This is a genomic window from Pseudomonas sp. GL-B-26, assembly GCF_019947405.1.
In the GTDB taxonomy this organism is placed as follows: Bacteria; Pseudomonadota; Gammaproteobacteria; order Pseudomonadales; family Pseudomonadaceae; genus Aquipseudomonas.
In genome coordinates, this window is sequence record NZ_JAGYGJ010000023.1 from 1 (window position 1) to 12,221 (window position 12,221).

Here is a 12,221-nt window from a genome sequence, read left to right on the forward strand (position 1 = left end):
AGGCCACATTGATGCTGACTGACACACCGCTTTCGCGAGCAAGCCCGCTCCCACAGGTCCGTATTCTCAGGCGAGTTCGGGGGTGGTGGCGTAGGCCAGTTCCAGCAACACGGTGAAGCGGTTGAACGCGTCGATAGCGCCTTTATCCAACTCGGCTTCTTCCTGTGCGCTGAGTTCCAACCCGTCGAGGGTTTTGACGAAGCTCTTCCAGCCTTCAGCGCGGCCACCGGCCGGTTCACCGAGATGACGAGCACCGAAGGTTTCGCTTAACCCCAGACCGACAGCTCGCTTGATCAGGAACGCCGCGCCAAGTTTCGAACCTTCCGACACGAACAGCCAACCCAGCGCCTCGGCTTTGGTTGGATTCTTCACGGCACCGGCGACGGGCGCTGGAACTTCAGTTTCCAGGTCCGCCAGATCTGCCTTGGACGCTTCAGCACGGCAGCGAGCTGGCAGGTCCGGGACGATGGCGGTCAATTCAGCATCGTTGTACAGCGATGCCAGTTCCGACTGAAACACATACTGAGCCACCACGAAACGCGCGAAGTTGGCCTGGGTTTCGAACGGTGCGTGGGCTTTGACCAAGGCATCCAGCTTGGTATGAGGCTCGTTTGTGATCTGGTTCATACGTTGCGAACGCAGAGCTGGGCGTTGAGCAGTGTCCTGAGCGGTCATGAGAAGTCCTTGAGAAAAAGAGGCGCTTGGTAACGAGACGAACAAGCAGGCGCCAGACAGTAAAAAAACCTCATTGCGCCACTTCTATAAAGCAGCGCAGTGAGGTGGCAGGGTCAGATATCCCAGACCAGATTGATCGCGAAGTTGCGACCCGGTTGGGTCAGGCGGTCGAGGTTGGCCGGTTGAGTGACCGAGGCTTCGCCGACGCTGTCGTAACCGCGCACGTCATCCCACTGCCAGTACTTCTTGTTGGTCAGGTTGTACAAACCGGCGTTGACGGTTACGTCGTCGGTCACCTTGTAGAAGCCGGCCAGGTCGAGCACGCCATAGCCCGGGGTCTTGAACTGGGTGCTGGTGCCGTCAGGGGTTTTGAAGCTGGTGCTGTCGACGCGAGTTTTGCGCTTGACCAGTGTCCAGCTCAACAGGGCGCCGTAGTTGTCCTGGCCGTAACCCAGGCCGAACACGCCTGTCAGCGGGTTGATGCTGTTAAGCGGCTGGCCGCTGTCATCGTTTCGTCCGTACAGGTAAGCCACCGAACCTTGGGTGTAGAGACCGGTCGGGGCGCCGAAGCTGTCGAGGTTCAGGCGACCCTTGAGCTCCAGGCCCTTGATGGTGGCATGCGCGATGTTGTTGCTTTGGAAAGTGGTCTCGGTGTAGCCGGGCGTGATGGCGTTCTCGTCGATGAAGTCGCGGTATTTGTTGTAGAACACCGCCACATCGAAAGTACCTGCCTCGAACTGGCCGCGCAGGCCGGTTTCATAGCTCTTGCTCTTTTCCGGTTCCAGATCAGGATTCGGTGCGACCTGATAGCCGCCGGCCAGGTTTTCAAAGCGACCGTACAGCGCCTTGGCGGTCGGCGTGCGGAAGCCTTCGGCGTACTGGCCATACCAGGTGTAGTGGTCGTTGAAGCTATAGGTGGTGCCGAATTTTGGCGACAGACGATGCCAGGTCTTGGTGTCCTCGCTCACCACACCGTTGCCGCTCTGGTCGGCGGTGACCAGGAACTCGTCGGTGATGTGCGGCTTGAGTTCGGTGTAGTCGTAGCGTGCTCCGGGCAGGAAGGTCCAGTTGCCCCAGCTGATCTGATCCTGGGCGAACAGGCTGTAGCTGTTGATGGTCGGATCCGGGAAGTCGCTGGCGGGTTTCAGGGTATCGGCGGCGCTGGCGGCACCGATGACCCGGCAAGCGCCGGCCACGGTCAGGCAGGTGCCGCTACCGGTGCGCAGGCCGGTGACTTTGTCCTGTTTGAGGGTGGTGCCGTAGGTGACACGGTGGTCGGTGTCGGCGATGGCAAACGACTTGTCAGCCTGGGCATCGAACACCCATTGGCGATCCTTGTAGGTGGTATCACGGTTGCGCAGCACCGTGCGCGACGGCGCGTAGATTTCTTCGGTGCTCTGGTCGGTCTTGGCGATCTGGTAATTCAGCGTCCACTTGATGTTGTCAGCCAGGACGCTGTCCAGGCCGAAGCTGTGTTCCAGGCCGAAGCGTTCGCGGGTGACGGTGTCGTTGCCGGTACGGGATTTATAGAAGCCGAAACCGCGTCCTGCGTTGAACGGGCCGCCCACTGCGCTCAGCTGGTTGGTGTCGCGGTCATCCTTGTAGTGCTCGTAAGTCAGGCCGAAGCGCGCATCGTCGGCGTAGTCCCAGCCCAGTTTGGCCAGCACGTTGGTGGTGCGCACATCCTCGGGGTTGGCCTCGGTGCGGTTCAGGCCGGTTCCGCCGGTTTCACCGTAGGACTCTGTTTCATGACCATTGCGCTGACTCAAGTGCAACAGGCCGTCGAAGTCGCCGGTGCGGCCGGCCACGGTGCCGGAGGTCAACCAGCTGTCGTCGGCCGAGCTGTAGCCGGTTTTCAGGCGTGCGCCGACATCCTTGCCCGGTTTGATGATGTCGTCCGGGTCCAGCGTGTAGTAGCTGACCGCGCCGCCGATGGCGTTGCTGCCGTAAAGCACGGATGCCGGGCCGCGCAGAATCTCGACGCGCTTGACGATCTCGGGGTCGACGTAGTTGCGGTTGGTCTGGGCGTATGGGCCGTTGAAGAAGCTGTCGGGCACTTGCACACCGTCGATCTGGGTCAGTACGCGGTCGCCGTCGATACCGCGGATGTTGTAGCCCGTGAGACCGGCGCGTTGACCGGCGCCGCCCACCGAAACACCGGGCTCGTAGCGCACCAGATCCTTGATGTTATTCACGTTGTTGCGGTCCAGCTCTTCGCGGGTGTAGACGGTGACGGTGCTCGGCACGCTGTTCACGTCCTGTTCCTGGCGGGTGGCGCTGATGGTCACCTGGTCCAGGTTGAGCGCGTTGCTGTTGCTGCGCTTCTCCAGCACGATGTTGTTGGTGCCCAGTTTGCGATAGCTCAGGTTGGTCCCCACCAACAGGCGATCGAGGGCTTTCTCTGGCGGCAGCGAACCCCGTACGCCCGGCGAGGCCACGCCTTCAGCCAGTTCTGCCGGCAAGCCGACTTGCCAACCCGTCACGGCGGTAAAGGCATTGAGCGCCGAGACCAGCGACTGCTGAGGGATGGTGAACGCGTAATCGCCCATGTTGCGGGTCGGTTGCTCTGCCGCGGTGGCGGCGCAGAGCTGCGCGCTGCCGGCCATCAGGATGGCGGCGGTCAGCAGCGACAGCACGCGAGAAGGTGAAGAAGGTTGGCGGGTAAGGCGAGAGGACATCGATAGCGCTCCGTGTCGCACGAATCTTTATAGGTGCTGATCCGAATCCGTAGATAAGAATCAATTGCATTGGCTATAACGAGACGTACGGGATTTGGCTATCGAGTAAAAATAATTCTCATTTAGTTCAAAATCACCAGCGCCGGGAATTCCCGGAGCCGCGCCGAAGTGATGTGGGCCAGCGAGCGGACCACGTCCAATGGCTGGTCGAGGCGGTAGTTGCCGGTGACGGCGATGTCGGCCAACTGCTCGTTGTTGTTGATGATCCAGCCTGGGTAGTAACGACGCAGCTCTGCCAGCACCTGGCTCAGCGGGCAGTTTTCGAACACCAGTCGACCCTGGACCCATGCCAGGTCAGTCGCTGCATCGAGTCTGGCGGGGCGATCGAAACCGTTGGGGCCAATGCGGATACTTTCTCCGGCGGACAATCGAATTCGCGCGTCATCGCGGGTTGCTCGCAAGTCGACATCCCCACGCTGCACCCGGACCTGTGCCACACCGTCCAGATAACGCACCGCAAACGCGGTGTCCCGAACGCTGGCCTTGACCGGCCCTGCGTCGATTTCCAGCGGCTGGCCACGATTGGCCGCGACCTCGAAAAACGCCTCGCCCTGATACAAACGGGCCACGCGCTGTTGATCGTTGATGGTGCTGGAGAAGGCCGAATTGGTATTGAGCAGGACCTTCGAGCCGTCCTCCAGTTGCAGCCGCTGACGTTCACCGACCACGGTCAGGTGATCAGCCTGCAGGCGAATCGGCAGATTACTGAAGCTGAACAAACCGAGGATCAACACGGCGGCGGTGGCCAAGGGTTTCCAGTGCGGGCGCAGGCGCGACAGGACGGTCACTTTCGGCGGCCGGGCGGCCAGGCTTTGCGCGCATTGCACGACCTGCGGGCCTTCCCAGATCGCCTGAGCCTTGGCGAACGCCTCGGCATGCAACGGATCGGCGGCCAGCCATTCGTGAAACTGTCGGGTCTGTTCCTCGCTCGGACTGTCCAGCACGATCAGCCAGTCCAGGGCCTGGTCCATCGCACTTGCGGGGTCCCGCGCCGGGGAGGGCGGAAGGGAGCGGTGGGTGTCCGTCACGGTGTTTCCTCGGCAGTGTCTTGGCACCGCTGTTTTTTTAGTGAAGCTTGAAAGTGGGGCAAGGGTAGCAAAGCCCGATAGTCAGTGCAGGTCATCCTCACACATGGAGAATTAACCTAAAGATTCAGTCGCCGTTTAACCGTTCGGCCACGCCGATGCAGATCGCCATGATCAATTTCAGCTCCTTTTGCACGGTGCTCAATGACACGCCAAGCTTCTCGGCGATCTCCAGATAGCTGTGCCCGTGCAGACGGCTGAGGATGAAAATCTGCTGCTGACGGGCGCTGAGTTCATTGAGGCTCACGTTCAAGCGCTCGAGCAATTGTTCGGCATGGGCGGCGTCCTCGGCACTGCTGGCAGGGGCGGCGACGCTTTCCACCACGTCCAGTGGCACGTCGTCGAGCATCGTGCGCGACTGAATGCGCCGCGCACGCAAATGGTCCAGCGCCAGGTTGCGGGCGGTCTGGAAAACGAACGGTTCAAGGTGATCGATGGCCCGCTCACTGAGCGCCCGGGTCACTCGCAGGTAGGTCTCCTGCAGGAGGTCTTCGGCGGTGCTGTGATTGTTGACCATCCGCTCCAATGTGCGCAGCAGAGAGACTCGCTGGGCGATGAAGACGTGATTGAAGCGAGATTGACTCACGGGAGGACCTGATCCATTTCGAGCGAATGATAATGCTTATCATCCGCTCGAGTGGTCAAGTATTGATTTGTGAAGCTGATTTTCGAAGGGCTAGGCGCGGCCCAGCAGATAGGTCGCGTAATCGGGGATCCGATGTTCGTGCGCCTGCTCCATCATCGGGCTGCTCAGCAGGTAGTCGGCGCTGCATTCGTTGCAGGCGACGGGAATGTTCCAGACCGCCGCGACTCGCAATAACGCCTTGATGTCCGGGTCGTGCGGCTGTGGTTCGAACGGGTCCCAGAAGAACACCAGCATGTCGACCCGCTGCTCGGCGATTCGCGCACCGAGTTGCTGGTCGCCGCCCAATGGGCCGCTGATCATGCTCTCCACAGGCAAATCCAGGCGCTGTTGCAACAACAACCCGGTGGTGCCGGTGGCGACCAGTTCATGCTGTGCGAGCCTGTCTTTCTGCCGCTCGGCCCAGTCCAGCAAAAACACTTTGCAGTGGTCATGGGCGACCAAGGCAATACGCTTGCGCGCTGCCATGGTCTTTTGCGTAAAGCTGATACCGATCATCGGTTGCTGCTCCTACTCGTAAGCTTCGCTTACTCTGCGTTGCACAGCGCCAGGCAGTTATCGAGCATGCGGTTGGAGAAGCCCCATTCGTTGTCGTACCAGGCCAGTACCTTGAGCAGCTTGCCGCTGGACTTGGTGTGGTTGGCGTCAAAGATCGACGACAGCGGGTTGTGGTTGAAGTCGCTGGAGACCAGCGGCAGGGTGTTGTAACCGAGAATCTTCGAGTGCTGGCTGGCTTCTTTCAGCAGCGCGTTCACTTCATCGGCCGACGCTTCGCGTTTGAGTTGCACGGTCAGGTCCACCAGCGACACGTTGATTACCGGCACGCGCACCGACATACCGGTCAGTTTGCCCGCCAGTTCCGGCAGCACCAGACCGACCGCTTCAGCCGCGCCGGTTTTGCTCGGGATCATGTTCTGGGTGGCCGAACGGGCACGATACGGATCGACATGATAGACGTCGGTCAGGTGCTGATCGTTGGTGTAGGCGTGAATAGTGGTCATCAGACCGCTTTCGATTCCCAGCTCGCGGTGCAACACCTGGGCCACCGGGGCCAGGCAGTTGGTGGTGCACGACGCGTTGGAAATGATCTGGTGCGATTGGCGCAGTATGTCGTGGTTAACGCCATACACCACCGTGGCGTCGGCGCCTTTGGCCGGGGCCGAGATGATCACTTTGCGTGCGCCGGCCGTAATATGCGCGGCGGCTTTGGCGCGGTCGGTGAACAAACCGGTGCATTCGAATACGACGTCGATCTGCTCGGCAGCCCACGGCAGCTCGGCCGGGTTGCGAATGGCGCTGACAGAAATACGGTCACCGTTGACGGTCAGGGTTTCCAGATCGTGCTGGACATCGGCATCGAACGTGCCATGAACAGTGTCGTACTTGAGCAGATGAGCGTTCATCGCGCTATCGCCCAGGTCATTGATGGCAACGATCTGCAGATCCTGGCGATACCCTTGGGTATACAGTGCGCGCAGGACGTTGCGGCCAATTCGGCCAAAACCATTGATTGCGATTCGAAGAGTCATTTAACAGGGCCGCCGTCGTTTTGTTGTTGGAATTACAAGATTATTCGCATAAAAATAGAAAACAAGCCTTTTTAATGGCAATATTTTGTTCAATCTACAACGAGTGACCTGAATCAACTGGTCCGACCGATCAAGAAAGCCGTCTGTCATCCCATCGACAACGGCTCTTGTTCAGCATAGACAATCAGGTCGCCCACATCCGTTAGCCTGGAGTTCTAAACATGCATCCCCGCGTCCTTGAGGTCACCGAACGGCTTATCGCCCGTAGCCGCGCCACGCGTGAGGCTTACCTTGCACTGATTCGTGGTGCTGCCAGCGACGGTCCCATGCGCGGCAAGCTGCAATGCGCCAACTTCGCCCACGGCGTGGCCGGTTGCGGCACCGACGACAAGAACAGTCTGCGGATGATGAACTCCGCGAACATTGCGATTGTTTCGTCCTATAACGACATGCTCTCGGCGCACCAGCCGTACGAAGTCTTTCCTGAACAGATCAAAAAAGCCCTGCGCGAAATCGGCTCCGTCGGTCAGTTCGCCGGCGGTACCCCGGCCATGTGCGATGGCGTGACTCAGGGCGAACCGGGCATGGAACTGAGCCTGCCGAGCCGCGAAGTGATTGCGCTGTCCACTGCCGTGGCGCTGTCTCACAACATGTTCGACGGCGCGCTGATGCTCGGCATCTGCGACAAAATCGTGCCGGGTCTGATGATGGGCGCGCTGCGCTTCGGTCACTTGCCGACGATCTTCGTGCCGGGCGGTCCGATGGTCTCGGGTATTTCCAACAAGCAGAAAGCCGACGTCCGCCAGCGCTACGCCGAAGGCAAGGCCAGCCGCGAAGAGCTGCTGGAATCGGAGATGAAGTCCTACCACAGCCCGGGTACCTGCACCTTTTACGGCACCGCCAACACCAACCAGTTGCTGATGGAAGTCATGGGCCTGCACTTGCCGGGCGCCTCTTTCGTCAATCCGAACACCCCGTTGCGTGATGCCCTGACCCGCGAAGCGGCGCATCAGGTCACGCGTCTGACCAAGCAGAGCGGCGACTTCATGCCGATCGGCGAAATCGTCGACGAGCGTTCGCTGGTCAACTCGATTGTCGCGTTGCACGCCACCGGCGGCTCGACCAACCACACCTTGCACATGCCGGCGATCGCCATGGCGGCGGGCATTCAATTGACCTGGCAGGACATGGCCGACCTCTCCGAGGTGGTGCCGACCCTGAGCCACGTCTACCCGAACGGCAAAGCCGACATCAACCACTTCCAGGCGGCGGGCGGCATGTCGTTCCTGATCCGCGAACTGCTGGAAGCCGGGTTGCTGCACGAAAACGTCAACACGGTGCTGGGCCACGGCCTGAGCCGCTACACCATGGAACCGTTCCTTGAAAACGGCGAACTGGTCTGGCGCGAAGGCCCGATCGAAAGCCTCGACGAAACCATCCTGCGTCCGGTCGCGCGCGCGTTCTCGCCAGAGGGCGGCTTGCGGGTCATGGAAGGCAACCTCGGTCGCGGTGTGATGAAAGTGTCCGCCGTTGCTTTGGAAAACCAGGTCGTCGAAGCACCGGCCATGGTGTTCCAGGATCAACAGGACTTGGCCGATGCGTTCAAGGCCGGTTTGCTCGAGAAGGATTTCGTCGCCGTGATGCGCTTCCAGGGCCCGCGCTCCAACGGCATGCCGGAGCTGCACAAGATGACGCCGTTCCTCGGCGTGCTGCAGGATCGCGGCTTCAAAGTCGCGCTGGTCACCGACGGGCGCATGTCCGGTGCGTCGGGGAAAATCCCGGCGGCGATTCATGTCAGCCCCGAAGCCTATGTGGGCGGCGCTTTGGCGCGGGTGCAAGAGGGCGATATCATCCGCGTCGATGGCGTCAAAGGCACTCTGGAGCTTAAGGTGGACGCCGACGAATTCGCAGCGCGCGAACCTGCCAAGGGCCTGTTGGGCAATAACATTGGCAGCGGTCGCGAACTGTTTGGTTTCATGCGCATGGCCTTCAGCTCGGCGGAGCAGGGCGCCAGCGCCTTTACTTCTGCCCTGGAGACGCTTAATTGAAACTGGCTTTGGTCGGTGACATCGGTGGGACCAACGCACGTTTCGCGTTGTGGAAAAACCAGCAACTGGAATCGGTCCAGGTGCTGGCGACGGCCGACCACGCCAGCCCGGAAGAGGCGATCAGCCTCTACCTGAGCGGGCTTGGCCTGGCGCCGGGTTCGATCGGTTCGGTGTGCCTGTCGGTGGCCGGCCCCGTCAGCGGCGATGAATTCAAGTTCACCAATAATCACTGGCGACTGAGCCGCAAGGGGTTCTGCCAGACCTTGCAGGTGGATCAACTGTTGCTGGTCAACGACTTCTCGGCCATGGCGCTGGGCATGACTCGTTTGCAGCCGGACGAGTTTCGGGTGGTCTGCGAAGGCACGCCGGAACCGTTGCGGCCGGCGGTGGTGATCGGTCCGGGGACTGGCCTCGGTGTTGGCACGTTGCTGGATCTGGGCGAAGGTCGTTTCGCCGCGTTGCCGGGGGAGGGCGGTCACGTCGATTTGCCGCTGAGCAGTCCGCGGGAAACCCAGTTGTGGCAGCACATCTTCAATGAGATCGGCCATGTCAGCGCTGAAACGGCGTTGAGCGGTAGCGGTTTGCCGCGGGTCTATCGGGCGATTTGTGCGGTGGACGGTCATGAGCCTGTGCTCGAAACACCGGAAGCGATCACGGCTGCCGGGTTGGCCGGCGATCCGATTGCCCTGGAAGTGCTCGAGCAGTTCTGCTGCTGGCTGGGGCGTGTGGCCGGCAACAACGTGCTGACCACCGGTGCGCGTGGCGGCGTGTACATCGTGGGCGGGGTGATTCCGCGGTTCGCCGATTTCTTCATCGAAAGCGGTTTCGCCCGGTGCTTCGCCGACAAGGGCTGCATGAGCGATTACTTCAAAGGCATCCCGGTGTGGTTGGTGACGGCGCCGTATTCCGGCCTGGTTGGCGCGGGTGTTGCGCTCGAGCAGGCCTGAAATGCGATCAAAAATGTGGGAGCGGCGGTGCGACGATTCGACTTGCTCGCGAAAGCGGACTGACATTCAACATTGATGTCGACTGATACACCGCTTTCGCGAGCAAGCCCGCTCCCACATGGGTTTTGTGGTGTTTGTAGATTCCGCGCTTAAGGCATAATCCGCCCAATTCAAACAACAAGGACGCCGCCCCGTGAACTCAGTCAACAAGTCGATTTTGTTGGTCGATGACGATCAAGAGATACGCGAGTTGCTGGACACCTACCTGACCCGCGCCGGTTTCCAGGTTCGTACCACGCCTGATGGTGCGGGCTTTCGTCAGGCGTTGAACGAGGCGCCGAGCGATCTGGTGATCCTCGACGTGATGCTGCCGGACGAAGACGGCTTCAGCCTCTGCCGCTGGATCCGTCAGCACCCGCGTCAGGCGCAGGTGCCAATCATCATGCTCACGGCCAGTTCCGACGAGGCCGACCGCGTCATCGGTCTGGAATTGGGCGCCGACGATTACCTCGGCAAACCCTTCAGCCCGCGTGAATTGCAGGCGCGCATCAAAGCCTTGTTGCGTCGCGCGCAGTTCGGCCAGGAGCGTTCCGGCAGTGAAGTGCTGGCCTTCGATGACTGGCGACTGGACATGGTCAGCCATCGGCTGTTCCACATTGATGGCGAAGAAGTGATTCTCTCCGGCGCCGATTTCGCGCTGCTGAAACTGTTCCTCGATCACCCTCAGGAAATTCTCGATCGCGACACCATCGGCAACGCCACCCGTGGTCGTGATTTGATGCCGCTGGATCGCATCGTCGACATGGCCGTCAGCCGTTTGCGCCAGCGCCTGCGCGACACCGAAAAACCACCGCGGCTGATCCGTACCGTGCGCGGCAGCGGCTACCAACTGGCCGCCAATGTGGTTGCCAGCAATGGCCACTGAGTTTTTCCGCAAGCTCGCCGCACGGATTCCCGTGCCGCGTTCGCTGCTCGGGCGGATGTTGCTGCTGACGCTGTTGGCGGTGTTGTTCGCCCAGACGCTGTCGAGCGTGATCTGGGTCTCGCAACTGCGCGCCACCCAACTTGAAGGCCTGGTCACCAGCGCCCGTAGCCTCGCTCATTCGATGACCGCCAGCGTCAGTTACTTCCGCTCTCTGCCGGTCGCGTTTCGGCCATTGGTACTCGACCAGCTGCGCAGCATGGGCGGCACCCGTTTTGTGGTGACGCTCAACGACAAACCCTTGGGCATGGAAGTGCTGCCGATCACCCCGCGCAAGCAAGCGGTGCTCAAAGCGGTGGACGAAGTGCTGCGCCAGTCCCTGGGTCAGGACACGGATATCTCGGTGACGTTCGTCAGCCCCGAAGACCTGCGGATCTTCAACGGCGGTCTGAAACTCGATGAATTGCCGCGCTCCTGGGCGCATTACGCGTTGACCCTGGAACCGGTGAACCCGCCGGTATTGGTCACCCAAATCCAGATGGCACCGGGCGAGTGGCTGTACATCGCCTCACTGTTGCCCGAGCCCTACACCAGTCTTGAAGAACAAGGCCTGCCGGCGCAGCAAGTCTGGTTCATCGTGCTCACCAGCGGCTTTTTGCTGTTGTTCATTGGCCTGCTGGTGCACTGGCAGAGCCGGCCGCTCAAGCGTTTGGCGCGGGCAGCACGGGACATGTCTTTGGGCGCGGAAGTCGAGCCGGTGGCGGAGGGCGGCGGCAGTGAAGTGGTCGAGGTCGGCCGCGCCTTCAATGCGATGCGCGAGCGCATCAGCCGTTACCTGACCGAGCGCAGCCAGTTGTTCAGCGCGATATCCCATGACCTGCGCACGCCGATTACCCGCTTGCGGTTACGCGTTGAATTGCTCGAAGACGAAACGCTGCAAGCCAAGTTCGGCCGTGATCTGGATGAGCTGGAGCTGCTGGTCAAAGGCGCGCTGCAATGCGTGAAAGACACCGACATCCACGAAAACATCGAGCCGGTGGACCTCAACCATGTGCTTGATTGTCTGGTGGAACCGTATCTGGCGCCCAACGGCAATGGTCGCGTCACCCAGCAAGGGCGTGCGCTGGCGGCGTATCCGGGGAAGCCGCTGGCGCTCAAGCGTTGCATCGGCAACCTGATCGACAATGCCTTGAAGTATGGGCAGAAAGCGCATTTGCACATTGATGACGACCAGAGTGCGTTCATCCTGCATGTGGACGATGAAGGGCCAGGCGTGCCGGAACAGCGGATGGAGCAGGTGTTCGAGCCGCACTTCCGACTGGCCGGGCAGCAGCAGGGTTATGGGTTGGGGTTGGGGATTGCGCGAAATATTGCGCATAGCCATGGGGGGGAGGTCAGCCTGCAGAATTTGCGCGAGGGTGGGTTAAGGGTGACGTTGCATTTGCCTCGATCGATCGATTGACGCGGATCCTGTGGCGAGGGAGCTTGCTCCCGCTGGGGCGCGAAGCGGCCCCAAAAGAAGGACTGCTGCGCAGTCCAGCGGGAGCAAGCTCCCTCGCCACAAATAATCACCCACCACAAAATCTGTATGTCACAACCTGGTGACATAACTCACCCCCTTCGTTACAAGCCCG

General features: G+C 60.8%; 10 protein-coding genes. 4 read left to right on the top strand and 6 right to left on the bottom strand.

Features of this window, described 5'->3' with window-relative positions; translation table 11 throughout:
- Positions 1 to 66: 66 nt before the first annotated feature.
- From KGB23_RS16275 to gap, 6 genes are all read right to left on the bottom strand, one after another.
- On the bottom strand, positions 67 to 675 hold the full coding sequence (locus tag KGB23_RS16275; protein WP_223431806.1) for a biliverdin-producing heme oxygenase: 609 nt from the start codon (positions 673 to 675) through the stop codon (positions 67 to 69).
- Positions 676 to 788: 113 nt separating this feature from the next.
- Entirely contained in the window at positions 789 to 3,353 is a 2,565-nt protein-coding gene (locus KGB23_RS16280; protein ID WP_223431807.1) for a TonB-dependent receptor, read from the bottom strand.
- Positions 3,354 to 3,475: 122 nt separating this feature from the next.
- Positions 3,476 to 4,441 carry a FecR family protein gene (locus KGB23_RS16285; RefSeq protein WP_223431808.1) on the bottom strand — a complete coding sequence of 322 codons (966 nt, stop codon included), beginning with the start codon at positions 4,439 to 4,441 and terminating at the stop codon, positions 3,476 to 3,478.
- A gap of 124 nt (positions 4,442 to 4,565) precedes the next feature.
- Positions 4,566 to 5,084: an RNA polymerase sigma factor gene (locus tag KGB23_RS16290; protein ID WP_033056830.1), complete on the bottom strand. Its 519-nt coding sequence runs from the start codon at positions 5,082 to 5,084 to the stop codon at positions 4,566 to 4,568.
- Positions 5,085 to 5,174: 90 nt separating this feature from the next.
- Positions 5,175 to 5,639: a methylglyoxal synthase gene (locus tag KGB23_RS16295; protein WP_008155845.1), complete on the bottom strand. Its 465-nt coding sequence runs from the start codon at positions 5,637 to 5,639 to the stop codon at positions 5,175 to 5,177.
- Between the two features lie 29 nt (positions 5,640 to 5,668).
- Positions 5,669 to 6,670 (bottom strand): type I glyceraldehyde-3-phosphate dehydrogenase, encoded by a 1,002-nt coding sequence (gene gap, locus KGB23_RS16300; protein WP_046049477.1) that lies wholly within the window; start codon positions 6,668 to 6,670, stop codon positions 5,669 to 5,671.
- A 221-nt stretch (positions 6,671 to 6,891) separates the two neighbouring features.
- Here gap and edd point away from each other — a divergent pair, with 221 nt between their 5' ends.
- From edd to KGB23_RS16320, 4 genes are all read left to right on the top strand, one after another.
- Positions 6,892 to 8,718, top strand: coding sequence for a phosphogluconate dehydratase (edd, locus tag KGB23_RS16305; RefSeq protein ID WP_046049478.1), 1,827 nt, complete (start codon positions 6,892 to 6,894; stop codon positions 8,716 to 8,718).
- Positions 8,715 to 9,665 carry a glucokinase gene (locus KGB23_RS16310; protein WP_223431809.1) on the top strand — a complete coding sequence of 317 codons (951 nt, stop codon included), beginning with the start codon at positions 8,715 to 8,717 and terminating at the stop codon, positions 9,663 to 9,665. Before edd ends, KGB23_RS16310 begins: the two co-directional genes overlap by 4 nt.
- 193 nt (positions 9,666 to 9,858) lie before the next feature.
- Positions 9,859 to 10,590, top strand: a complete 732-nt coding sequence (locus KGB23_RS16315) for a response regulator (protein ID WP_223431810.1) — start codon at positions 9,859 to 9,861, stop codon at positions 10,588 to 10,590.
- Positions 10,580 to 12,049 (top strand): ATP-binding protein, encoded by a 1,470-nt coding sequence (locus KGB23_RS16320; RefSeq protein WP_223431811.1) that lies wholly within the window; start codon positions 10,580 to 10,582, stop codon positions 12,047 to 12,049. The genes KGB23_RS16315 and KGB23_RS16320 overlap by 11 nt, the downstream gene beginning before the upstream one ends.
- Positions 12,050 to 12,221: the final 172 nt, after the last annotated feature.